Consider the following 22,308-nt stretch of genomic DNA (forward strand, 5'->3'; position numbering starts at 1 on the left):
CCCGCGGCCACGGCGCGCCCCTCGGCCGCGCCCGCCCGGCAGCCCCGATTCCCCTGGTCCGGCGTACGCGCCCGACCCGGCCGGCCCACCGGCCGATCCGCCTGGAGAAACCGCATGGAGTCCTGCATCCGCCGCGACGAGCCGACCGGCAGTACCGCGTGTCATGTGACACGTCATCGTGCCGGCGAAGTGCGCGACACCGTCGACCGCGTCGTCGACGAAACGCCGGTTGCACTCGTGGTCAACGGTATTGCACACACGGTCATGATGGCGACCCCGATCGACCTCGACGCGTTCGGCCTCGGCTTCGTGCTCAGCGAAGGCATCGTCGAGCGTGCGTCGGACGTGTTCGACATCGAGAGCGAATGCCGGCCCGGCAGCGCCGAAGTGCGCCTGACCGTGTCGCAGCAGGCGTTCATGGCGCTGAAGGCGCACCGACGCGCGCTGGCCGGCCGCACGGGCTGCGGTGTCTGCGGGATCGAAAGCATCGCGCAGCTCGACCTGCACCCGCCGCGCATCGCCGCCGCCGGCGCGGCCGCCGGCATCGGCGCCGACGCGATCGCACGCGCCGCGCGCACGCTGCCGGCCCATCAGACGCTGATGCGCGAGACCGGCGGCGTCCACGCGGCCGCCTGGTGCGACCGGGACGGCGCCGTGCTCGACGTGTTCGAGGACGTCGGCCGCCACAACGCGCTCGACAAGCTGATCGGCCGGCTCGCCCGGCGCCGCGCCGACCTGCACGACGGCTTCGTGTTCCTGTCGAGCCGCGCGAGCTACGAACTGGTGCGCAAGGCCGCGCGGGTCGGCATCCCGATGATCGCGACGATCTCGGCGCCGACGTCGCTCGCGATCGACGTCGCCCGCGAAGCCGGCGTGCGGCTGCTCGGCTTCTGCCGCAACGACGGCTTCGTCGAGTACGTGTCACCCGACGCCGTTCACCCCGACCAACCGGCGCTTGCGCAAGCACACCCGGACTTCTCCTGATGAAACCACTGACCGATTTCGATACCGCTCAGCAGCATTTCGCGAGCGCGTTCGCGCCGCTCGGGGCCACCCTGTCCGTCCCGGTCGCCGAAGCGGCAGGCCGCGTGCTGGCCGCGCCGCTCACCGCCGTGCTCGACCAGCCGCCGGCCGACCAGAGTGCGATGGACGGCTACGCCGTGCGTCACGCGGATCTCGCACTCGGTGAGCTGCTGCACGTCGCGCAGCGCTGTTATGCGGGCGACATGCCGGCGCCGCTGGCCCCGCGCACGGCCGCGCGCCTCTTCACCGGCAGCCTGATTCCGCCCGGCGCGGACACCGTCGTGATGCAGGAGCATGCGCACGAGCAGGACGGCCGGGTCGCGTTCGACGCGCCGCAGCGCAGCGGCTCGCACATCCGCCGCCGGGGCGAGGAAGTGCGAGCCGGCGACCTGCTCGTGCCGGCCGGCGTGCGCATGGGCGCGATGCATGTCGGCGTGGCCGCCGCGCAAGGGTTCGCGCGTATCGACGTGCGTCCAGCGCTGCGCGTCGGCATCCTGACGACCGGCGACGAACTCGTCGCGTGCGGCCAGCCGCGCGCACCGCAACAGATTTACAACAGCAATGCACCGATGCTCGGCGCGCTGGTCTCGGGCACCGGCGCCGAGGTCGCGATGAGTCTGCATGCCGCCGACACCGCACCCGCCGTCGATCGCGCGCTGCGCGATCTGCACGCGGGCTGCGACCTGGTGATCTGCGTCGGCGGCGCGTCGGTCGGCGACAAGGATCTGCTGCGCCCCGCGCTGGACGCACTCGGCGCATCGTTCATCGTCGCCGGCGTGCGCATGAAGCCCGGCAAGCCGGTTGCACTCGCGCGGCTCGACACGCGGCCGGTGGTGCTGCTGCCCGGCAACCCCGGCGCGGCGATGACCGCGTTCGCGCTGTTCGTCGCGCCGCTGATCCGCCGCCTGCAGGGGCGCGACGCACGCCTGCCGACCGTGCCGTCGCTGCCGATCGACGGCGACTTCGAACCGGATGCGCAGCGCGAGCGCTTCGTGCGCGTGCACTGCACGGTCGGCCTCGACGGCATGCCCGTCCTCGATACGCTGCGCCAGCAAGGCGCCGGCACGCTGCAGTCGCTCGTGCAGGCGAGCGGGCTGGCCCGGCTGCCGGCCGGGCGACGCATCGCGAACGGCGACGCGGTACCGTATTACGAATTCGCGCCGTGGCTCGCATGAGCGCGACGCCCGACACGCGCCCGCTGCCGCGCATGCGCCGCGCGTCCCGCGCCGCGAACTGTATTCCTGCAATTCGGGCGCGATTGTGTCCCTGCCGGAAAAACCCGGCGGACTATCCTCACGAGGAGGCTCGTCACGCGCCGTGCGCCGCCATTTCGGCATGCGCACGGCCGACCGGCGCCGCCCCTTCGCTTACTTCATGCAGGCCGACGAACCGATCGTGAATGCCATCGTTTCCGCCGCGCCGGCCGCCGCCGCAGCTTCCGGCGGCGCATCGCCCGGCGCCTTCCCCCGCCCGACCGACACGCTCGGCCGCCCGCTGCGCGACCTGCGCCTGTCCGTCATCGACCAGTGCAATTTCCGCTGCGGCTACTGCATGCCGCGCGAAAGCTTCGGCACCGACTATGCGTTCATGCCGTCGTCCGAACGGCTGTCGTTCGCGCAACTGGAAAAGATCGCCCGCGCGTTCACGTCGCTCGGCGTCGAAAAGATCCGCATCACGGGCGGCGAGCCGCTGCTGCGCCGCAACCTCGAAGCGCTGATCGAACACCTCGCCGCGCTGACGACCGTCGACGGCAAGCCCGTCGAAATCGCGCTGACGACCAACGGCTCGCTGCTGGCCGCGAAGGCGCGTTCGCTGCGCGACGCGGGCCTGTCGCGCGTGACCGTCAGCCTCGATGCGCTCGACGACGCGATGTTCCGCCGGATGAGCGACGCCGACGTGCCCGTGTCGCGCGTGCTGGCCGGCATCGAGGCCGCGCAGGCGGCCGGGCTCGCGCCGGTCAAGGTCAACGCGGTGATCGAGCGCGGGGTGAACGACGACCAGATCCTGCCGCTCGTGCGGCACTTCCGGCATACGGGCGTGGCCGTGCGTTTCATCGAATACATGGATGTCGGCGGCGCGAGCTTCTGGTCGGGCGACAAGGTCGTGCCGGCCGCGCAGATGCGCGCGCTGATCGATGCGCACTATCCGCTCGTGCTCGTCGGCGAACCGGCGCACGATGCGACCGCGATCCGTTGCGCGCACATCGACGGTGCAGGCGAGGTCGGCTTCATCGCGAGCGTGTCGCATCCGTTCTGCGGCACCTGTTCGCGCGCCCGCGTGTCGGCCGACGGCACACTCTATACGTGCCTGTTCGCGACGCAAGGCACCGACCTGCGGCCGTGGCTCGACGAAGCAGCGTCGAGCGCCGACCTCGCCGCCGCCGTGCGCGATCGCTGGACGCACCGCGACGACCGCTATTCCGAGCGCCGGGCCGCGCGGCCGGCCCGCGTGCCGGGCAAGACCTATCCGACCGTGCGCATGTCGCTCGTCGGCGGCTGAGCGCCGCCGCGCGACACCGCACGCGCCGCCAAATGGAGAACCAGTCATGACGACCTTCACCGAATCCCCTGCCGGGCTGCCGGACGATCCGTTGCGTGCCGGCGGCCACCCGCCTCCCGTCGATGCGGCCGACCCGCACCACGAACCGCCGCCCGCGATCACCGCCGGCTTCGAAGTGCGCGTGCAGTACGCGCCGATCGACGCAGGCGCAGAGCTTGCGCCGATCGTTCGCAATCCGAATGTCGGCGCGGTCGTGAATTTTCTCGGCGTCGTGCGTAACGAAGGCGATGTCGACGATGTCGTCGCGCTCGAGGTCGAGCACTACCCGACGATGACCGAGCAGGCCCTGTGGAGCATCGTCGAGGAAGCCAGCGCGCGCTGGCAGCTCGAAGCGGTGAAGATCGTGCATCGCGTCGGGCGCATTCCGCTCGGCCAGGCCGTCGTGCTGGTCGTGGTGGCCGCCGCGCATCGCGCGTGTGCGTTCGATGCGTGCGAATTCCTGATGGACTTCCTGAAGACCCACGCGCCGTTCTGGAAGAAGGAGATCCGGCACGACGGCGAATCCGGCTGGGTCGAGGCGAAGGCGCACGACGACCAGGCGATGCGTCGCTGGGGCTGAGCCGGTCCGCCGCGCGCTTTTCGATTCCGCCGACTCCATTCAAGACATCGCAATGAAACTGACGATCAAATACTTCGCAAGCATTCGCGAACAACTCGAGCGCGACGAGGAAACCATCGAGGTCGACGCACGCGAACTCACCGTCGACGCGCTGCGCAGCACGCTGGCCGCGCGCGACGCACGCAGCGCTGACGCGCTGCGGATGGACCGGCCCGTGCGCGCGGCCGTGAACCTCGAGATGGTGACGGGTGAATTCGTCGTGCGGGAGGACAGCGAGGTCGCGTTTTTCCCGCCGGTGACGGGCGGGTGACGTCGCGACGGGTGGGATCCCTCCGGTGCCGGATACGGGCCGGCGCGTGTCGGCTGCTTGCCCTTCGCGATACAGATTCCGGGTGCCGTGAGCCCGATGCGTACGCGCACATGTCATCTGGTTCGGCAGGCAACGCGCACCACCGCGATCGGCCCTCACGAGGACAGGATCGTCGCTGGAGACGCTTCACGATCGGGTTTCGGCCCGACGAAATTCGGACGGCGACATGCCCTCCCAGCGGATGAATGCACGGCGGAAATTCCCGAGACTGTCGTAGCCGAGCAGGAACGCGATTTCCTGCAGGCTGAGCTTGCCCGACTTCACGCTCTCGACCGCCAGCGCGTGGCGCACGTTTTCGAGTATCTCGCGATACGACGTTCCGTCGTCGGCCAATCGCCGGAGCAAGGTGCGAGGCGTCATGTTCAGCAGTTGGGCGGTCGACTGTTGCGACGGGAACGCGCCCACCCGCTCGAGCATCAGCCGCCGGCCCCTGGGCGCAAGCGCATGGGGCATCGGCGGGCCGCGAACGGGCGTGTACTTCCTGCTCTGCGCGTTGTAGGGCAAGGCGCTGCTGGAAATCGTCAACTACATGGAGCACTACTGTATCGTTCGCGATCCAGGCACGCCGGTCCAGCCACGCCATTCATGGAATACCAATCGACGCATCAGTTCGTGGTCGATGTTCAACCTGACGCGCCATTCGCATCATCATGCTCAGGGCGAAGTACCCTATCAGGATCTCAAGCCGTTTGCCGACGCGCCGACGATGATCGGCGGCTACCTGACGACGATCGTCGTCGCGATGATTCCGCCGCTTTCGCACCGGCTGATGACCCCCAAGGTACTTGCATGGAATCGCATCCATGCGACGGAACCGGAACGACGCCTCGCGGCCGACGCCAATGCGCGCAGCGGTATGACGGGGTTCGTGGCCGCGACGTGAAACAAGCCTCGCGCGGGCACGACGCGTAACGTGTCGCTGCGTTTCGCGCGCGTGACGCGACACGTTGAAATTCTCATCGAATCGCGATACGGCTCCGTTGCGAGGCCGACCGCGGCCCGCGGCAGCGTTTCGGCCGGTACGCTGAATGTGCCGGCGTCGAAATCGATTCCGGCACATTCTGTCGTTCAGTGTTTGCGGGAAGCGAAGCGTGTTGTACGCGGGAACGTGCGATCGTCCATCATTCCGGCAATCACGCGTTGCCCATACCGCCCGGCAACGTGGCGCGCATCAATGCAGCCACTTCATCACGATCGTCGCGAACACGACCATCGCGGCGCAGCGGATATTGCCAGCACCGTTGTCGGTCCCGGCCAAGCTCACAGGCATTCCTTCGCGGGGTCGCTTCACGTAACGGAAAAGAACACGCTTACGCGCTTGACTCCGAGAGGCCGGACTTTGAAATGTGTCTTCATCGGCATCGCGGGGAACGAGATTTTTCCCTGCGCTCTAACGTGAGCGAAATTTCCAGGAGATCACTTGCGAGTACTTGCGCCTGTTTCGCTTGCTCCGCGTGGCGCTTGAGGTCTTCCAACGGCGAACCCAAGTGATCCTCCGTTCCGCCCATGAAAATCAAAACCGCAGCGTTGGCGTGGGCGCGGGCGCGCGCGGCGTGGAACTGAGCTTTCCGGACACGTGAGCCGATCAGGTCTACGTGAGCGCGAGTGCTCGGAAAATGCGCGGTCGGCAGCCTCGCGTGCCGAACTTCGAGACTTTCGAGTTCGGAGACACTCGCTTCCGCTCTGACGGCAGAAATGGTAGCGGCGAGGACCACATCGGCCCCGCTCGGATCCTCGACAAGAACGCTCGACGATTGAAGGCCGATTGGCTTGCGATTCGCCGCGGGAATGCAACTCGAAACCCGAGCACGAATGCGTCCCAACGCAACGCGAATTCGGTCGAGCGACATGGATATGGACATGGCAGGGCATAAGCCTATGCATGAACCGGACCGGCACTCAGTGGCCAACGACCGTATTCGGGATGATGCGTGACGACGGACGATGGCATGGCAAGTCAACTCAGTGCATCGGTTGCCGATGATGCCGCCGGCTCCGCGATCCAATTCGACCGGTGGATCAGGAACTGTTCCCTTGCCCGGCCAGCGATCCACCGAGGCTCTCGTCCCCGCCCACTCCATAAGGCGCCAGACTCCGGATCACGATACTTTACAGTGGCCGGGCCGCGACGCTTGCCGCGACGCAGCTTGAGCTTGCGTTCAGAGAACAGGTCCTCTGGCATCAGGTCGAATTCCTCGATCAATTTTTGTATTTCCTTAACCGCACTCGCCAATTCCTGAGTGCGGGCAAGCTCAGCCTGCTTTTGAAGTTCCTGAATCTGCTCTTTCAAATCACGGTAGCTTTGCATATCGTATTCTCGAAGAGAAGAGCGCCAAGCACTCACCTTGGTTCTCGGATGTTGCGATCATTAAATATAGGGATGCGAATTATATGAATCAGACGCACCACACCCGTATGAAAAAAAGCGCGATCGAGAGGGGGATCGCGAACCGCCTGCGCTGAGATCTCGCGAGTCGCCGAACACAGGCAGGGCCGGCGACAGATTACCGGCTCCGTGCCCTGGTGTTCGATCCCCGTTGGGGACGACAACCGCATTGGGTGATTCGGGCAGAGGCAGTGGCTGGCGCGCTTGCGCGGCGCGCCTCGTTCACGATCGACTTCACTTCTGCCAGAGCGGATCGGTCATCCGGGACGCCATCGACGTTCAGCGCGCTTCATTGATTTCCCTTCAGCTTCAGCCAGACCTTGTTACGCAGTTGAATCGCTGCAGGTGAACACATCTTGTAAGGCTTGAGTCGATCCTTATACTGCTCCGGCGTCTTGATTGCAGGATTGTCATGCAGCGCAGGATCAATGTAGCGCTCCGATCCGATAATCTCGTTGCTGTACCGTAGCGCGTTCGTCACCAGCGCGATGTTCTCGGGTCGCATCATCCAGTCGATGAACTTGTAAGCCGAGTCGACATTTCGCGCTTTTGCCGGAACAAGCAGGCTGTCCATGAACAGTCGGACGCCCTCTTTCGGATACACGAACCGGATAGTCGGCAAGCGATCCTGTGCTCGCGCAGCCGCACCGTTCCAGACGTGCTGCACGATGATTTGCCTGGACGCGAGACGATCGACCGTTCCGTCGTTGCTATAGGTCTTCACGAATGGTTTCTGCTTCTGCAGTACGTCGAGGACGCGTTTCGCATCATCGGGGCGCTCGGTGCATTCATCCTGTCCCAGATACCAGCTCGCTGCCATGTACAGTTCCTCCTCGACGTCCAGATCGCCGACCTCGCCGCGAAGTGCAACGGGGGGCTCGAAGAACGACTTCCAGCTATCGTCGAGGCGTCCACCCGGCACACGCGCGCTGTCGTATGCAAACCCGGTCAGGACGACCGTGAAGGGCATCGCGTAGTCCCGCTGGGGATCGAACGACGGATGACGGTACTCAGGCTTGATGTTTGCGACATTCGGCAACTTGCGCTTGTCGAGCTTGAGCAGAAGGCCGGACTTCACGAGCACCGGAACGTAGTAGTCTCCGGCGACCACAACGTCGTACCCCCCTCCTCCTGCCTGCAGTTTCTGGGTCAGCGCTGCATCGCTCGCATAGGTGTCGAGTGTCGTCTCGATGCCGGTATCAGCCTGGAACTTCTTGAGCAAATTGACAGGCAGGATGTTCGGCCAGCTTCCGATATGCAGCTCGGCGGCCTGGGTCGTGACAGCGGCAAGAAGCAACATCGCACCGATTGTTTTTTTCATGCTGTTCCTATTGCGTGGAGATTGGCGTGGTGTATCTCGGACTGCTCGGCCCTGGATCTTCTTTTACCTCGCGCACCGATGATCCAGACTACCGTCAGTTGTATTGTCGACAGGCCGATGACGACGGTTGACACGGCGCTGACCTTGGGTGTGATTCCGATCTTCAATGCACCGAAGATGTACATCGGCAATGTGGTCATGCCGGCGCCGGCGAGAAAGTAGCTGGTGACGTAATCATTCATCGACGCGACGAATGACAGCAAAGCCCCTGCGACGATGCCGGGCAGAGCCAAAGGCGCAGTAATTTGCCGAAATGCAGCCCATGGCGTGGCCGACAGGTCCGCGGCCGCCTCGAGCAGCGTGCGATCGATCGTCTTGAGTCTGGCTTTGATCGGCAGATAGGCCAGCGGCACACTGAACACCACATGAGCAAACAGAACGGCGCCGAATCCAAGCTCTGACTCGAACATCGAGAACAGCATCATGGTCGCGATCGCCAGCACGATTTCAGGTATCGCGAGCGGAAGCGCAATGACAAGTCCGACCGAATCGAAACCACGCCGGTCACTTCTCGACCACCAGGCGACCGCCGCGCTCGTCGCGAGCGTGGTGGAGAGCACCGTCGACGCCAGCGCCAGCAACAGTGAATTCTTCGCGGCGCGGACCAGTGTCGGATCGGACCAAGCCTCGACGTAACCTCGAATGCCAAACCCGTCCCATATGAGGGCCGACGGGCCGACGTTGAAGCTCATCGCCATCACGGTCAGCATCGGCAGATAGAGGAACACCAGCACCGCGCACGCGATCGTTGCGGTCAGCGGAAACCGGCGCAGTTCAGGCGAAATCATGAACGCGCTCCTGCCGTTGGAAGAGCGAACCTAGTCGAGACGCGAGCATCGCCAGAAGCACAGCGGCGAGCAACGCGAACGACATCGCGGCGCCCAAAGGCCAATCCCGTCCGCCGGCAAACTGGAAGTCGATCAGATTGCCGATCATGAAAGCGTGGTTACCGCCGAGCAGCCCCGGGATCGTATAGGAACCCAACGCCGGAACAAAGACGAGCCCGATTCCTGCCATGATGCCCGGACGGCAACACGGTACGACGACATGGACCAGTACCGCCGGCTTGTGTGCCCCCAGATCGTAGGCCGCTTCGGCCAACCGCCAGTCGAAGTCATCAAGCGCAGCGAAGATCGGCAGGACCATGAACGGCGTGAATGCATAGACGAGACCGATCAGCGTCGCAAGATCGGTGTAGAGCAATCCGAGCGGGCCATGCATCAGGCCGGCTCGGGACAACATCTGATTCAAGAGGCCGTCGTCCGCAATGACGATGATCAATCCGTACATCTGGACGACGACGCAGGTCCAAAACGGGATCGTGATCAGGATCAGCAACGTGGCCTTCCACTTCAGGGAGCGCGTCGCCATGAACAGCGCCGTCGGGAACGCGATCAGCAGACATCCCGCGGTGGTCAGTACGGCCATGGTCATCGACCTGATGAAAATGGCGAGATAACCCTGCTGAAGGACGCGTCCCCCATCCCAGTCCCGATCGAAGAGAATCCGCTCGTATGCCCCGGCAGTGAAGTCGCCCCACGAGACGCCACCGAAGTCGCGCGGTGCACTGAGCGAGACCACTGCCAGAACGATCATCGGAAGGACAACGCCCGCGATCATGACGAGCGCCGTCGGGCTGGTCATTGGCCGCCATGATTTCAGCAGATTGAGTATTGGGACTCGGCGCACTGCCAACTACCTCAAATCATTCAGTTCGATTGGCAAGAAGCGTACCAAATCGATGGCATCATTTATAGTCGGCATGTGTGCCGATCACGCCAATGTGTTACCCCTGTGTGCCATTTCCATTATAAATTTGAGGAAATGTATTTTATTGCGGATTATTGCATATTTAGAAATTTCCGCGCTCGAGTCTTACTGAGGGTGCCATCCATAATTTTCGGGGCTAACCGAACATTTCGTCTAAATGTTCGGTCACGGTGCACAGCGTCATGCGCCGACGCCAAACCGATAATTCGCGGGGTGTGCGACGACGTCACCGGCAGAATCGCTTGACTCCAGCCTCCGGAGCGAACACGTGGATACCACGGTTTCCATGCAGCGCCAACTGCGCCATCGCGAACAACAAGCGACACACTTCAAACGGATCAATAACACTCACAATAATTCTGTTGACGAATGTTCGTTATGGTGCTCAGTTGACCACCACGGCTATCTGACACCCGCGATCACGTTCGTTGGAGAATTTGCAAAAATCGTGAGATAGTTATCCGAGTTTCGCCACGTAAATTTCACATAACGAGAAGAGAGACGGTAAAAACATGGCCACTGCTGAGCAGCTAGAATACCGACCGATGACTGAGCGCGACGTCGGCGCTTTTTATGATGTGCGATTCTCCGTGAGCGAGAATAGAATCCATCCCCACCAGGTTCATCTTCTGAACCGCAACCTCCTGATCGAGAAAATCAGGCAGGGAGGCGGCTGGATCTGTGAATGTGGCGACGAGGTCGCCGGGGTCTGTCTGCCAGTCATCACCGAGACGCCGTTCATCTCGGCCTTGTTTGTGGCACCTCAGTTCCATGGTGTCGGCATCGGCCGCGAGCTGCTTGCCCGTGCGCTTACATGGCTGAAAGACAAGGGAGTGAATCATGTCACCCTTGTGACCGATCCAGGCTCGCGGGCCGATGGCTTTTACCAGCGTCTTGGGTGGAAGCGCGGCGAATTGGACGAGTACGGGTGTCAGGTCGTATTTACAAAGTTGCTTGTGGACTAGAACCCAAGGAGTCGAATGAAGCCGGTAGCCGACGCGATTCGCCGCACTGCTGCGCAATGTCCAGCGCCACTGCACACCATCTTCATCACGCTCGATTTGATGAAGCGCATGGGTGTTCCGGTCGACGTCTTGCTGAAAGGCACCGGCATTTCTCCTGCAGACATCGAGCGACCCGGTGCAATGGTGACGCATGCACAGGAAATGGTCCTGTTTGCGAATGCGCTGGAAGCGACCGGCAACAGCGCGATCGGACTGCATATCGGATATGCGATCCCGGTGACGTCGTACGGCCTGCGCGGCCACGCAATGCTGGTGAGCCCGACGTTGGGCGATGCGCTGCGCATGGGCTTCGAGCATCCGTTGCTCGGGATCAGTTATTTCAGAATCCGGATAACCACAATAGGCGAGACCGCGAGAATTATAGTTGGCGGCTATACCTATCGTACCGACCTGCTTGTCGTAAATACCGATATGGTATTTACCGCCTTACGTCGACAGATACGCGATTTGATCGGACACAATCCCGATTTTTCCAGAATAGGGTTTGTTTTTCCCGAGCCGCCACACGCGAGTTCTTACGCCGAATATTTTGACTGTCCCATCGAATTCGAGGCCGACGAAAATTACCTCGAATTCAGCTCATCGGTGCTTGATATTGCCCTTCCGCTCGCCCATCCGATCGAATTCGAAGTAGCAAGGAAAGCATGCGCCAAGCGCGAATTTGAACTGGCGCACTGGGTTCCGTCCGACCTCATCGGGCGGCTGCTCGGTCTTATGTATGATGACCCTACGTGCCAGGATATCGCAGAGCAATCCAGAAAGCTTGGAATGTCAATGCGGAGTTTGCAGCGGAAGCTTCAGGAAATGGGGACATCGTTTAGCGACCTGTATGATATTGTCCGACAAGATCTGACGTCGCGGTATATTGCGGAAAAGGAATATACAATCAAGGAGATAGCCGCCAGATTGGGGTATAAGAATTCCTCCGCATTCAGTCGGGCAATGAAACGATGGTCAAAATTTTCACCTGAATGATCGCGACATTTCATTACCACCCCTGCCTCGATTCCACATGCGAGAAGAAGTTTGACAACTTTTTGACTGTATGGAAAAGGACATGGCAGCGTGCAGGCCGACACGACGCGCAATATGGGTAAATCCTGGCGCTTCCTCGCCAACCCGGCCGATAGTTCCGCCGTTCTGACCTGGTTCGGCGCGCTGAGCAATTTTTCGTCCGGGGCACGTCACCGTCATACAAGGTGACGCGCTTTGGGCGCCTGCTTCTGCGTAGCCGTCGACCAGTCGCGGCTACGGAGGGAAGTTCGGGGCAGTATGTCCGCGCGTCAGACCGGTTCGGTCGCAACGCCCGGCGAATTCAGTTCACGCCACCGGTTCGGGGTGATGCCCTCCCAGTCGCGGAACGCGCGATAGAACGAGCTCGTGTCCTGGTAACCCAGCAGGCAGGACACCTCATCGATTCCCGCGGCCGGGTCCGCAAGCAACCGGCGCCAGAGCTCCTGTCGCGCTTCGGCAAGCAGATCCCGGAATGTCGTGCCTTCGTCCGTGATGCGCCGTTGCAGCGTCCGCTCGCTCATTCCGAGGTCGCGCGCGACGCCCGACAGTTCCGGCCGGCCGCTTGCGAGGCATCGCTTGAGTACGACTTTCACCTGCTCGCGGATCGGGCTGCGCGCGTCGATTTCCCCCAGCGCCGCCGTCAGTGCGGGGGTCAGCATGTCGAGCAATTCAGGATTGTGACCGGGAAACGGACGGCCCAGATCGGTCGGTTTCAGGACGAGCGCATTGCGCGAAGCACCGTAGCGAATCGGACAGCCGAAATACGCGCGGTAGACCTCGTCCCTCGGGCCGGTACGAACGAACTCCACCCGACGCGGCGTCACGTGTTGCCCGGTGCCGCGCCTGCCGAGTTCGAGCAGCATCGCGAACGTGACGTCGGTCGCAACGGCGGGTTCCGGTTCAGTTGCGTACGGCCAGGCCGAGGCAAGGATGCATTCGCCGCCCTCTTCGACGATATGCAACTGCTCCGGCGTGCAGAGCCGCTTGAAGCGGGCAACCCGCTCGAGGCCGTCGCGATAGTCTCGCGCATGGAACGCAGCCACGATGAAAGGGGGATGCGTTGCGGCTTCGCTCCCGGTCACCAGCGCGATGCCCAAACCGGGCTCGGGCGCCAGCTGCCCGATCGCTTTCCATAGCGCGAAGTACTGGTCGGTGCTCACGAGCGCTTGCGGATTCAGGTGCAGCGTGGCGGGTAACCGGGCCTGACGCAGTACCGCGGCCGGCGCCAAGCCGGCGTGCGCCATCGAGCGCCAGAATGCCCGCGGTATCTTGCATCTGTCTGCCATGACTGCGCCCATCGTTACCCCTGCGTGGAAAAGCCCCTGCCGCTCGTGCGCCCGGCTCGTGACGGGCGCGCGGATCATCCTAGCGCATCTGGCTCATGATGATGCGGTCGAACGCGCGGTCGCCCAACCAGGCGCGGATCAGGATCATCGGTTTCGCGTACTTGCCGGCGACGTATCGCGTGCGCGGTTTTCTCGCGCGCACTGCCTGCGATACGACGTTGGCGATGACATCCGGGTCGGTGCCGCGCCCGTTGCCGTAGGCTTGCTGCGTCGCCTTCGCGACAGCCTGGATCAGCTTCGCATAGGCGCCGCTGCCGGAGCGGGTCAGCAGGCTGCGCGAAACCACGTCGCCGAACCCCGTCTCGATCAGGCCCGGCTCCACGATCACGACGCGGATGCCGAACGGCGCGAGTTCGAGCCGCAGGCAATCCGACCAGCCTTCGAGGGCATGCTTCGTCGCGTGATACCACGCACCGAGCAGCGTATAGATCTTGCCGCCCATCGACGTGATGTTGACGATCGTGCCGCTGCCCTTCTCGCGCATGGCGGGCAGGAGCAACTGCGTGAGACGGGCCGTGCCGAACACGTTGACCTCGAACTGGTATCGCGCCTCCTCGATGCCGATGTCCTCCACCGGCCCGTACAGCCCAAACCCGGCGTTGTTCACGAGCACATCCACGCCCCCGGTTTCCTTGAGAATCGTCTCGACGGCCGCCACGATCTCCGCTTCGCGGGAAATGTCCATGCGCAGCAGCCTCGCGCCGAGGCGTTCGAGGTCGATCATCTTGTCCAGGTTCCGTGCAGCCACGTAGACCTGGAAGCCGTCCTGGATCAGTTGCCGGGCGATTTCCTTGCCCATGCCCGAGGAGGCGCCCGTCACGAGGGCCGTCTTCTTGCTTCTATCAAACATCGTGGTCTCTCACCGAGTTCTGACTGGCGTGAACGTTACGCGCCGCACGGCGCCGACGCACTAACGAAAGGCGCCACTCTGGTCGCAATTCGCGCCATGGCGAGCGCGGCGGCCGGGAAGCAATCCGTAGCGCAGCCCCTGTTCCGCGAGGAATGGCGCCGTTCGCAACGGGGAGCGGCGCCATCCGTCGCTGTGCGATCCAGCCTCGGCCCTTACGATCCGGTTGTCTTTCGCAAACGGATTGGCGGCTCCCTCTACGACGGCTCATCCGGACGCACGTCCGCCTGCAAGGCGACCATCAAGGACGGGAAGATGCTTCTACACGGCTACCTCGGCATTTCCGCGCTGGGACAGACCGGGGTGTTCCATCGCGTGAACGGGTAGCGAAATACAGGTTGAATGACACCAAGAACGCCCCGACGCCGTGGGCATTCGTCAGTGGATTTCCTGGAGTGCTCCGATGAAACGGACAAACTATCCGAATACCCGAGCCCATACCGCCCGAAGGCGTCGCGCGCGGTCTTCGAGGAGATAGGAGGCCGCCAGCGTCAGGAGACCTGAAATTGCGCCCGTCACGATGTGCTCGAGATAGGGGATGCGGTAGTGACTCGTGTGCGAGTAGGCGTCACCCAATGTCGTCAGGCAGCCGACGATCAGCGCATTGCCGTATCGATGCGCATAGAGTTTCGCCACGGGCGTGAACGTCAAAAGGACAGCCAGGAGTCCGGTAAGCAGACCTGTATGAAATGCGATAGTCCAGTGGGCAACGCTCATGATGTTGCCCCAGCTCCCCGGCATGCAGGTCATGCACGCACTGGTCGGCTGCCAGAAACGCTGGATAAACAGTCTGACGCGATGTTTCCACTCGGTTGACATGATGCATTCCCGTCGATGCCGTTGTCATGGCCAACGCCGCCACACGTATCGTCGAAGCAGTTTCCACACCCTTCAACGAGCTTGCCGCCCCCGTCATGGACGGGCCGGCCGTAGACCAGAGAGGCAGAACAATAACCCGGACATGGGGGGAATACTACTCCACGATCGGAAAGCCGCTGCTTCGACCGAGACCGACATTCGACGCTCGCGTCTGTCGGCGCGATCCTGTCCATGACTGGCATCGGGCGTTGGGCTTTCGCGCGAAGTCGACGTCCGGCGTCGACGGTAAATTCAGCCGGTGTATCGACGTTCGAGGCCCCGCCTGGCCGGCAAACGTCGCCGTCATATAGAATGATGCGCTTTGCCCGTACGCCCATGTGGTTCAAGAATCTTCAGCTTCATCGTCTTCCGGCCCCCTGGGCCGTTACCCCCGACCAGATGGAAGCCTGGCTGGCGCCCTACGCGTTTCAGCCGTGCAACAGCATCGAGATGCAGCGCTTCGGATGGGCGTCGCCGCGTGACGACGGCGCGCTTGTGTATTCGAACAACCGGCAGATGCTGCTGGTGTTTCGTTCGGAAAAGAAGCTGCTCCCAGCGTCGGTCATCAATCAGGTGACCAAGGCCCGGGCGCTCGAGGTCGAGGAGCAACAGGGCTTCAAGGTCGGACGAAAGCAGCTGCGCGAACTCAAGGAGCAGATCACCGACGAACTGCTGCCGCGCGCGTTCAGCATTCGCCGCGATACTCGCGTGTGGATCGATACGGTGAACGGCTGGCTCATCATCGATGCGGCTTCACAGGCGCTCGCCGACGAGATTCGAGGCCTGCTCGTCAAATCGATCGACCAGTTGCCGCTCGCCGGCGTTCAAGTGACGCATTCGCCGGTTGTCGCGATGACGGACTGGCTGCTGTCCGGCGAGGCGCCGGGCGGATTCACCGTGGACCAGGACGCCGAGTTGCGTTCGAGCGGCGAAGGCGGCGCCACGGTGCGATACGTCGGCCACGCGCTGGAAGCGAACGACATGCGCCGACACATCGAGGCCGGCAAGCAATGCATGCGCCTCGCGATGACCTGGAACGACCGGATCTCGTTCGTGCTGACGCCGTCGCTGACGATCAAGCGCGTGGCGCCGCTCGACGTGATCAAGGAGGCGGCGGATCCCACCGCGCAGAACGACGATGAACGCTTCGATTCGGACGTCACGCTGATGACGGGTGAATTGGCGCGGATGCTCGCCGATCTCGTCGAAAGCCTCGGGGGTGAACAGCAGCACGACTCGATTCAAAAGGCAGCAGCCTGACCGCCGTCGGTTGTCGCGGATCATGGCTGCTTTGCCGCAATCGCTCCGCCACGCATTCGTCTGCCGATTCGCCTGCCGGCCCCATGCGCGCGTCCGGCTGATGGCTCAGGGGATGAGCCGGGCCGAACGGTCCGTCGATCCGGCACACGCTTGCACGATCTGCGCCCCGGCAGCGTCGTCGAGCATCGACGACGCCAGCAGCGCGCGCGTGTAAGGGTGTGACGGCGAATTGAGCACCTGCAGCGTGTCGCCTTCTTCGACGATGCGCCCCGCCTGCATCACGATCACGCGGTGCGCCATCGCGCGCATCACGGCCAGATCGTGCGTGATGAACAGGTAGCTGAGCCGATACCGGGCCTGCAGGCTCGTCAGCAACGCCAGCACCTGCTTCTGGATCGACACGTCGAGCGCGCTGGTCGGCTCGTCGAGCACGAGCAGTTCGGGCTCTACCGCCAGCGCCCGCGCGATTGCGATCCGCTGTCGCTGCCCGCCGGAGAACTCGTGCGGATAGCGCAGCATCGTGTCGGCCGGCAGCCCGACTTCCTCCAGCAACGCCGCGACGCGCGCGCGGCGCGCGGCCCCCGCCAGTTCCGGCCGATGCAGCGCGAGCCCTTCGCCGACGATCTGCTCGATCGTCATGCGCGGCGCCAGCGAACCGAACGGATCCTGAAACACCACCTGCAGCCGCCCGTATAGCGCGCGGCGCTCCGCTTTCGCGCGCAGCGCCGCAAGCGGCAGCCCGTCGATCTCGATCTCGCCCGACGCAGGCCGCTGCAAGCCGAGCACCGCCGACGCGAGCGTCGATTTCCCCGAACCCGACTCGCCGACGATCCCGACCGTCTCGCCACGACGCAAGCTCAGCTGCGCGTCGTGCACCGCACGGAATGCGGTCTGCCCGAATACCGCGCGCCAGCCTTTCGCGGTGGTCCGGTAGTCGACCGCGAGCGCACGCACGTCAAGGATCGTTCGCGCGTCGGCCGCGACCGGCTCGATCGCGCGGCGCGGCGCACTGTCGAGCAGCCGGCGCGTATAGGGATGCCGCGGCGCGTCGAACAGCGCCCCGGTTTCGTTTGCCTCGACGAGCACGCCGTGCTCCATCACCGCCACGCGCTGCGCGAAGCGCCGCACGAGGTTCAGGTCGTGCGTGATCAGCAGCACGGCCATCCCGCGCTCGGCAGCCTCCTGCTCCTGCAGGTCGAGCAACAGTTCGACGATCTGCTGGCGCACGGTCACGTCGAGCGCGGTGGTCGGCTCGTCCGCGAGCAGCAGCCGCGGCCGACACGCGAGTGCCATCGCGATCATCGCGCGCTGCCGCTGGCCGCCCGACAACTGGTGCGGAAAGCTGTCGATACGCCGCTCCGGCTCCGGAATCCCGGTGCGCCGCAGCAGCTCAATACCACGCGTCCGCGCCGCACCCGACCTCAACCCTTCGTGCAGCCGCAGGCTCTCGGCGATCTGCCGGCCGATCGTATACAGCGGATTGAGCGCCGTCATCGGCTCCTGGAACACCATCGCGATGTCCGCGCCGCGGATGCCGCGCATCTGCCGCTCGCTCTTCGTCAGCAGATCTTCACCGTCGAACAGCACGCGCCCCGACAAGCTTGCCTGCCGCACCAACCGCATGATCGACAGCGCGGTCACGCTCTTGCCCGAGCCCGATTCACCGACGAGCGCGACCCGCTCACCGCGTTCGACCGACAGGCTCAGCTCGCGCACGACCGCCCGGTCGCCGAATCGGGCGGAGAAGCCATCCATTTCCAGCAACGGGTTCGTCATCATCGGCCTCCGCCAAATGCCGAGCCACGCGTGCGTGCATCGAGCGCGTTGCGCAGCGCATCGCCGATGAAGGTCAGCAGCAGCAGCGTGACGACCAGCGCCGCGAAAGCCGATACCGAAATCCACCACGCGTCGAGATTGTTCTTGCCTTGCTTGAGCAGCTCGCCGAGGCTCGGCGTTGGCGGCGGCACGCCGAGCCCCAGGAAGTCGAGGCTCGTCAGCGACAGGATCGCCGCGCTCATCCGGAACGGCAGGAACGTGATCACGGGCGTCAGGCTGTTCGGCAGCACGTGCCTCCAGATGATCTGTGCATTCGTCAGTCCCATCGTGCGTGCCGCTTTCACGTAGTCGAGCGCGCGGTTGCGCAGGAATTCGGCGCGGACGTAGTCGGACAGCACGAGCCAGCCGAACATCGATAGCAGCACGAACAGCAGCCACAGCGACGGCGTGAAGATCGACGCGAAGATGATCAGCAGGTACAGGTCGGGGAGCGCGCTCCAGATCTCGATCAGGCGCTGGCCGATCAGGTCGGTGCGCCCGCCGTAGAAGCCCTGCACCGCCCCCGCGAGCACGCCGATCAGCATGCCCGACGCGGTCAGCGCGAACGCCATCAGCACCGACAGCCGGAACCCGTACAGCAGCCGCGCGAGCACGTCGCGCCCGAACTGGTCGGTGCCGAGCCAGTTGCTGGCCGACGGCGGCGCCGGATACGGGCGCGACGCGAAATAGTCGATCGTGTCGTAGCGGTATCGGTTCGGCGGGAAGATCGCGAAGTTGCCGCGCGCGTCGAGGTTCGCGCGAATGGCAGGGTCGAGATAGTTCGTCTTCGCGGGAAAATCGCCGCCAAAGCGCGTTTCCGGATAGTCCTTCACGATCGGGAACGCGTAGTGCCCGTCATACCGCAGCACGAGCGGACGGTCGTTCGACAGCACGTCGGCGAACAGGCTGATCGCGAACAGCGCGACGAAGATCACGAAACTCCAATAGCCGAGCGGCTGCGCGCGAAAACGCAACCACGTGCGCCGCCACGGCGACGGCGATTGGCCGGCGCGGCGGTCGCGCTCAGTGGTCCAGGCTGTTGAACTGGATACGGGGGTCGACGAGGACATAGCAGATATCCGCGATGAGTTTGGTCAGAAGACCGATGAGCGTGAACAGGAACAGCGAGCCGAGCACGACCGGATAGTCGCGGCGGATCACCGAGTCATAAGACAGTTGCCCCATGCCGTCGAGCGAGAACAGTGTCTCGATCAGCAGGTTGCCGTTCAGGAAGGCGCCGACGAACGCGGCCGGCAGCCCGGTCAGCAGCGGGATCGCCGCATTGCGCAGCACGTGCTTCCACAGCACGTCGCGCTCGGGCACGCCTTTCGCGCGGGCGGTCAGCACGTACTGCCGGCCGATTTCATCGAGGAACGTGTTCTTGGTCAGGATCGTGACGATCGCGAAGTTGCCGACGACCGACGCCGTCACCGGCATCACGATGTGCCACAGATAGTCGAGCGCCTTTCCGATCAGCGTCAGATCGTCGAAGTTGTCGGACGTGAGCCCGCGCATCGGGAACACCTGCCAGAACGTGCCGCCGCCGAACAGCATCAACAGCAGCACGCCGAGCACGAAGCCCGGCACCGCGTAGCCGGCCAGCACCAGCACGCTCGTCACGGTGTCGAACCGCGACCCGTTGCGCACCGCCTTCGCGATGCCGAGCGGCACCGACACCAGGTACGTGAGGATCACCGTCCACATCCCGAGCGTGATCGACACCGGCAGCTTCGAGCGGATCACGTCCCACACGCGCGCATGGACGAAGTACGAGTCGCCGAGGTCGAATCGCGCGTATGCCTTCAGCATCATCCAGTAGCGCTCGAGCGGCGGCTTGTCGAAGCCGAACTGCCTGCGGATCTGCTCGACCTGCTGCGGATCGACGCCCTGGCTGCCGTGGTAGCCCCCGCCTCCGCCGCCCGCCTCGCCGCCGTGCGCGCTGCCGTGGCGCAACTGCGTGAGGACCTGTTCGACCGGGCCGCCCGGCACGAACTGCGTGACCGCGAACGTGATCGTCACGACGCCGATCAGCGTCGGGACCATCAGCAGCAGCCGCCGGAATATGTAGCCAATCATCGTGGTGCTCTCCGTTCCGTCATGTACCGGAAACCCGCGCGGCGCCCGCCGGTTTCTTCCGGTACCAGTAGCTGATGATCCAGTCCTCGTACTGGTAGGAATCCGGAACGATGGCCGGATGTCCGTAGCTCGCCTTGTACGCGATCCGTGCGTTCGGCAGGTAGTAATGCGGCACGAGGATGTACAGGTTGATCAGCACGCGGTCGAGCGCGTGCGTGGCCGTCTCGAGATCGTCGAGCGTGTCGGCCGCGAGCGCCGCGCGGATCAGTGCGTCGACCGCCTTCGACTTCACGCCCGGATAGTTCTCGGAGCCGACCTGGGACGCCGCCGCGCTGCCGAAACGGCGTGCGAGCTCCGCCCCCGGGATCGTGACGGGCGAATAGATGAAGGTCGTCATGTCGTACTGGAAGTTGTCCAGGCGCCGCTGGTAAAGCGCGCTGTCGAGCTCGTGCAGCGACGCGCGGATGCCGAGCGTGCCGAGCGCCTGGATGTACGGCAGGATCAACCGGTCCATGCCCGGCTGGTCGTCGATGATCTCGATCGTCATCGGCGTGCCGTTCGCGTCGCGCAGCGCACCGTCCCGGAAATGCCAGCCGGCCTGTGCGAGCAGGTCGCGCGCCTGCTTCAGGTTCGCGCGCAACGAGCCAGGCGGCAGCGTCGACGGCGGCCGGATCATCGGTCCGAACACCTCGGCCGGCAGTTCGGCGCGATACGGTGCGAGCAGCGCCAGCTCGCGCTCGCTCGGCATGCCCTTCGCGCCGAACGGGCTCGCCGCCCAGAAGCTGTCCGTGCGGCGGTACTGCCCGTAGAACATCATCCGGTTCATCCAGTCGTAGTCGAATGCGAGCGTCAATGCATGACGCACGCGTACGTCGGCGAACTGCGGTTTACGCAGGTTGATCAGAAAACCCTGCATCTGTGCGGGACCGTCCGGGAATTCCCCCTGCTTCAGCATCCCGTTGCGGAAATTGCGGCCGACGTAACGACGTGCCCATTGCGTCGCGCTGTATTCCATGCGCGCATCGATGTCGCCGGCCTTGAATGCCTCCAGCATCGTGTACTGGTCGAGATACAGCTTGAACGACACGCGCGCGAAGCGGTACATGCCGCGTCGCGACGGCAGGTTCGCCGCCCAGTAGTGCGGGTTACGCACATAGACGATCTGCTTGTCGTTCTTGCGCTGCTCGATCAGGTAAGGGCCGCTCGCGATCGGCGGCACCGTTGCGATCTGGTCGAACGGCGGCCGCGTGCCGTCGGCCCGCATGCCCCACTTCGGCGAGAACACCGGCAGGTCGCCCGCGATCAGCGCGGCGTCGCGCTCCGCATGCTTGAACTCGAAGCGCACCGTGTGGCCGTCGACGACCACTGCGCGCCGGATCACCGAAAACTGCGCGTTGAAGAGCGGCGACGCCTGCGGGCCCGCCAGCGTGTCGAACGAGTATTTGACGTCGTCCGCCGTGATCGGGTCGCCGTTGGAAAAACGTGCGGCCGGATCGATGTGGAACGTGGCCGAGAGTCCGTCGGGCGCGACCTGAACGTCGTCGGCGATCAATGCATACTCGGATGCAAGCTCGTCCCAGCTGCGCTGCATCAGCGTGTCGAACATCAGGTTCTTGATGTCTGGTGCGGGCGAGCCGCGCACGAGGAACGGGTTCAGCGAATCGTAGCTCTGCGCTTCGTTGTAGTTCTGAAAGGCCAAAGTGCCGTCGTCCGGCGCGTCGGGGTCCGCATACGCGAAATGCGTGAATCCCGCCGGATACTTCGGCGCGCCGAACTGCGCGATCACCGGCGCAGCCACCGCGCCCGCGATCGCGACGCCGTACGCGAGCACGGCTGCGCACACGGCGATCGCGCCCCGGGCCGCGATCGCCTGCGCGCGCCGCGCATGCAACATCGATACTGTCATCATCGGTCTTCGTGTGATCGCACCGGCGCGCGGCCGGTGCCATGTCGATTCGA

General features: G+C 64.0%; 22 protein-coding genes. 9 read left to right on the forward strand and 13 right to left on the reverse strand.

The genetic code is table 11. From position 1 onward, the window contains the following. The first annotated feature begins 114 nt into the window (after positions 1-114). From fdhD to moaD, 5 genes are all read left to right on the forward strand, one after another. On the forward strand, positions 115-984 hold the full coding sequence (fdhD, locus tag ACTJLD_RS35755; RefSeq protein WP_440661096.1) for a formate dehydrogenase accessory sulfurtransferase FdhD: 870 nt from the start codon (positions 115-117) through the stop codon (positions 982-984). Continuing rightward, a complete protein-coding gene (locus ACTJLD_RS35760) occupies positions 984-2,198 on the forward strand; it encodes a molybdopterin molybdotransferase MoeA (RefSeq protein ID WP_440661098.1) in 1,215 nt (404 codons plus the stop codon). Before fdhD ends, ACTJLD_RS35760 begins: the two co-directional genes overlap by 1 nt. Before the next feature lie 199 nt (positions 2,199-2,397). Further along, entirely contained in the window at positions 2,398-3,522 is a 1,125-nt protein-coding gene (moaA, locus tag ACTJLD_RS35765; protein ID WP_226151335.1) for a GTP 3',8-cyclase MoaA, read from the forward strand. Between the two features lie 46 nt (positions 3,523-3,568). Continuing rightward, positions 3,569-4,141 carry a molybdenum cofactor biosynthesis protein MoaE gene (locus tag ACTJLD_RS35770; RefSeq protein WP_021157914.1) on the forward strand — a complete coding sequence of 191 codons (573 nt, stop codon included), beginning with the start codon at positions 3,569-3,571 and terminating at the stop codon, positions 4,139-4,141. 52 nt (positions 4,142-4,193) lie between these two features. Beyond that, positions 4,194-4,451 carry a molybdopterin converting factor subunit 1 gene (gene moaD, locus ACTJLD_RS35775; protein WP_059695806.1) on the forward strand — a complete coding sequence of 86 codons (258 nt, stop codon included), beginning with the start codon at positions 4,194-4,196 and terminating at the stop codon, positions 4,449-4,451. Between the two features lie 186 nt (positions 4,452-4,637). Here moaD and ACTJLD_RS35780 read toward each other — a convergent pair whose 3' ends face one another. Further along, entirely contained in the window at positions 4,638-5,036 is a 399-nt protein-coding gene (locus tag ACTJLD_RS35780; RefSeq protein ID WP_240440027.1) for a helix-turn-helix transcriptional regulator, read from the reverse strand. Between the two features lie 4 nt (positions 5,037-5,040). Between ACTJLD_RS35780 and ACTJLD_RS35785 the strand changes: the two genes are divergently transcribed. Beyond that, a complete protein-coding gene (locus ACTJLD_RS35785; RefSeq protein ID WP_240440026.1) occupies positions 5,041-5,394 on the forward strand; it encodes a fatty acid desaturase in 354 nt (117 codons plus the stop codon). A gap of 469 nt (positions 5,395-5,863) precedes the next feature. Here ACTJLD_RS35785 and ACTJLD_RS35790 read toward each other — a convergent pair whose 3' ends face one another. The 5 genes from ACTJLD_RS35790 to ACTJLD_RS35810 all read right to left on the reverse strand — a co-directional run bounded on the left by ACTJLD_RS35790 (position 5,864) and on the right by ACTJLD_RS35810 (position 9,922). Further along, positions 5,864-6,373, reverse strand: coding sequence for a hypothetical protein (locus ACTJLD_RS35790; protein ID WP_124536744.1), 510 nt, complete (start codon positions 6,371-6,373; stop codon positions 5,864-5,866). A 95-nt stretch (positions 6,374-6,468) separates the two neighbouring features. After that, entirely contained in the window at positions 6,469-6,819 is a 351-nt protein-coding gene (locus tag ACTJLD_RS35795; protein WP_049097964.1) for an H-NS histone family protein, read from the reverse strand. 367 nt (positions 6,820-7,186) lie between these two features. Next, entirely contained in the window at positions 7,187-8,218 is a 1,032-nt protein-coding gene (locus tag ACTJLD_RS35800; RefSeq protein ID WP_059695812.1) for an extracellular solute-binding protein, read from the reverse strand. After that, the gene (locus ACTJLD_RS35805) at positions 8,215-9,066 is read right to left on the reverse strand and encodes an ABC transporter permease (protein ID WP_027792462.1); all 852 of its coding nucleotides are present in this window, start codon (positions 9,064-9,066) and stop codon (positions 8,215-8,217) included. Before ACTJLD_RS35805 ends, ACTJLD_RS35800 begins: the two co-directional genes overlap by 4 nt. Beyond that, positions 9,053-9,922, reverse strand: a complete 870-nt coding sequence (locus tag ACTJLD_RS35810) for an ABC transporter permease (RefSeq protein WP_124536740.1) — start codon at positions 9,920-9,922, stop codon at positions 9,053-9,055. Before ACTJLD_RS35810 ends, ACTJLD_RS35805 begins: the two co-directional genes overlap by 14 nt. 638 nt (positions 9,923-10,560) lie before the next feature. On the opposite strand from ACTJLD_RS35810, the gene ACTJLD_RS35815 reads away from it, so the two are divergent. Further along, complete coding sequence (locus ACTJLD_RS35815; RefSeq protein ID WP_059695816.1) at positions 10,561-11,013, forward strand: GNAT family N-acetyltransferase; 453 nt, start codon at positions 10,561-10,563, stop codon at positions 11,011-11,013. A 15-nt stretch (positions 11,014-11,028) separates the two neighbouring features. After that, positions 11,029-12,048: an AraC family transcriptional regulator gene (locus ACTJLD_RS35820; protein ID WP_059695818.1), complete on the forward strand. Its 1,020-nt coding sequence runs from the start codon at positions 11,029-11,031 to the stop codon at positions 12,046-12,048. 308 nt (positions 12,049-12,356) lie between these two features. On the opposite strand, the gene ACTJLD_RS35825 is transcribed toward ACTJLD_RS35820, so the two are convergent. From ACTJLD_RS35825 to ACTJLD_RS35835, 3 genes are all read right to left on the reverse strand, one after another. Further along, the gene (locus tag ACTJLD_RS35825) at positions 12,357-13,373 is read right to left on the reverse strand and encodes an AraC family transcriptional regulator (RefSeq protein ID WP_440661101.1); all 1,017 of its coding nucleotides are present in this window, start codon (positions 13,371-13,373) and stop codon (positions 12,357-12,359) included. Between the two features lie 79 nt (positions 13,374-13,452). Then, the gene (locus ACTJLD_RS35830) at positions 13,453-14,283 is read right to left on the reverse strand and encodes an oxidoreductase (RefSeq protein WP_440661103.1); all 831 of its coding nucleotides are present in this window, start codon (positions 14,281-14,283) and stop codon (positions 13,453-13,455) included. Positions 14,284-14,757: 474 nt separating this feature from the next. Next, entirely contained in the window at positions 14,758-15,159 is a 402-nt protein-coding gene (locus tag ACTJLD_RS35835) for a hypothetical protein (protein WP_021157904.1), read from the reverse strand. A gap of 375 nt (positions 15,160-15,534) precedes the next feature. Between ACTJLD_RS35835 and ACTJLD_RS35840 the strand changes: the two genes are divergently transcribed. Continuing rightward, complete coding sequence (locus ACTJLD_RS35840; RefSeq protein WP_440661105.1) at positions 15,535-16,458, forward strand: recombination-associated protein RdgC; 924 nt, start codon at positions 15,535-15,537, stop codon at positions 16,456-16,458. Positions 16,459-16,563: 105 nt separating this feature from the next. Here the strand turns inward: ACTJLD_RS35840 and ACTJLD_RS35845 are convergent, their stop codons facing one another. The 4 genes from ACTJLD_RS35845 to ACTJLD_RS35860 are packed head-to-tail and all read right to left on the reverse strand — an operon-like array spanning position 16,564 to position 22,255. Continuing rightward, the gene (locus ACTJLD_RS35845; RefSeq protein ID WP_440661106.1) at positions 16,564-18,234 is read right to left on the reverse strand and encodes an ABC transporter ATP-binding protein; all 1,671 of its coding nucleotides are present in this window, start codon (positions 18,232-18,234) and stop codon (positions 16,564-16,566) included. Beyond that, positions 18,234-19,343: an ABC transporter permease gene (locus ACTJLD_RS35850; RefSeq protein WP_440661107.1), complete on the reverse strand. Its 1,110-nt coding sequence runs from the start codon at positions 19,341-19,343 to the stop codon at positions 18,234-18,236. Before ACTJLD_RS35850 ends, ACTJLD_RS35845 begins: the two co-directional genes overlap by 1 nt. Further along, complete coding sequence (locus ACTJLD_RS35855; RefSeq protein ID WP_321883121.1) at positions 19,297-20,349, reverse strand: microcin C ABC transporter permease YejB; 1,053 nt, start codon at positions 20,347-20,349, stop codon at positions 19,297-19,299. The genes ACTJLD_RS35850 and ACTJLD_RS35855 overlap by 47 nt, the downstream gene beginning before the upstream one ends. Before the next feature lie 19 nt (positions 20,350-20,368). Next, a complete protein-coding gene (locus ACTJLD_RS35860; protein ID WP_440661153.1) occupies positions 20,369-22,255 on the reverse strand; it encodes an extracellular solute-binding protein in 1,887 nt (628 codons plus the stop codon). Positions 22,256-22,308: the final 53 nt, after the last annotated feature.

The sequence above is a fragment of the Burkholderia sp. 22088 genome (assembly GCF_052045915.1).
GTDB lineage: Bacteria > Pseudomonadota > Gammaproteobacteria > Burkholderiales > Burkholderiaceae > Burkholderia > Burkholderia cepacia.

What these genes read in the sequence shown, in the direction of transcription:
- fdhD (WP_440661096.1), top strand. Translation starts at nt 115, where the DNA reads ATGGAGTCCTGCATCCGCCGCGACGAGCCGACCGGCAGTACCGCGTGT.
- ACTJLD_RS35760 (WP_440661098.1), top strand. Translation starts at nt 984, where the DNA reads ATGAAACCACTGACCGATTTCGATACCGCTCAGCAGCATTTCGCGAGC.
- moaA (WP_226151335.1), top strand. Translation starts at nt 2,398, where the DNA reads ATGCAGGCCGACGAACCGATCGTGAATGCCATCGTTTCCGCCGCGCCG.
- ACTJLD_RS35770 (WP_021157914.1), top strand. Translation starts at nt 3,569, where the DNA reads ATGACGACCTTCACCGAATCCCCTGCCGGGCTGCCGGACGATCCGTTG.
- moaD (WP_059695806.1), top strand. Translation starts at nt 4,194, where the DNA reads ATGAAACTGACGATCAAATACTTCGCAAGCATTCGCGAACAACTCGAG.
- ACTJLD_RS35785 (WP_240440026.1), top strand. Translation starts at nt 5,041, where the DNA reads ATGGAGCACTACTGTATCGTTCGCGATCCAGGCACGCCGGTCCAGCCA.
- ACTJLD_RS35790 (WP_124536744.1), bottom strand. Translation starts at nt 6,373, where the DNA reads ATGTCCATATCCATGTCGCTCGACCGAATTCGCGTTGCGTTGGGACGC.
- ACTJLD_RS35795 (WP_049097964.1), bottom strand. Translation starts at nt 6,819, where the DNA reads ATGCAAAGCTACCGTGATTTGAAAGAGCAGATTCAGGAACTTCAAAAG.
- ACTJLD_RS35800 (WP_059695812.1), bottom strand. Translation starts at nt 8,218, where the DNA reads ATGAAAAAAACAATCGGTGCGATGTTGCTTCTTGCCGCTGTCACGACC.
- ACTJLD_RS35805 (WP_027792462.1), bottom strand. Translation starts at nt 9,066, where the DNA reads ATGATTTCGCCTGAACTGCGCCGGTTTCCGCTGACCGCAACGATCGCG.
- ACTJLD_RS35810 (WP_124536740.1), bottom strand. Translation starts at nt 9,922, where the DNA reads ATGACCAGCCCGACGGCGCTCGTCATGATCGCGGGCGTTGTCCTTCCG.
- ACTJLD_RS35815 (WP_059695816.1), top strand. Translation starts at nt 10,561, where the DNA reads ATGGCCACTGCTGAGCAGCTAGAATACCGACCGATGACTGAGCGCGAC.
- ACTJLD_RS35820 (WP_059695818.1), top strand. Translation starts at nt 11,029, where the DNA reads ATGAAGCCGGTAGCCGACGCGATTCGCCGCACTGCTGCGCAATGTCCA.
- ACTJLD_RS35825 (WP_440661101.1), bottom strand. Translation starts at nt 13,373, where the DNA reads ATGGCAGACAGATGCAAGATACCGCGGGCATTCTGGCGCTCGATGGCG.
- ACTJLD_RS35830 (WP_440661103.1), bottom strand. Translation starts at nt 14,283, where the DNA reads ATGTTTGATAGAAGCAAGAAGACGGCCCTCGTGACGGGCGCCTCCTCG.
- ACTJLD_RS35835 (WP_021157904.1), bottom strand. Translation starts at nt 15,159, where the DNA reads ATGTCAACCGAGTGGAAACATCGCGTCAGACTGTTTATCCAGCGTTTC.
- ACTJLD_RS35840 (WP_440661105.1), top strand. Translation starts at nt 15,535, where the DNA reads ATGTGGTTCAAGAATCTTCAGCTTCATCGTCTTCCGGCCCCCTGGGCC.
- ACTJLD_RS35845 (WP_440661106.1), bottom strand. Translation starts at nt 18,234, where the DNA reads ATGACGAACCCGTTGCTGGAAATGGATGGCTTCTCCGCCCGATTCGGC.
- ACTJLD_RS35850 (WP_440661107.1), bottom strand. Translation starts at nt 19,343, where the DNA reads ATGTCCTCGTCGACCCCCGTATCCAGTTCAACAGCCTGGACCACTGAG.
- ACTJLD_RS35855 (WP_321883121.1), bottom strand. Translation starts at nt 20,349, where the DNA reads ATGATTGGCTACATATTCCGGCGGCTGCTGCTGATGGTCCCGACGCTG.
- ACTJLD_RS35860 (WP_440661153.1), bottom strand. Translation starts at nt 22,255, where the DNA reads ATGACAGTATCGATGTTGCATGCGCGGCGCGCGCAGGCGATCGCGGCC.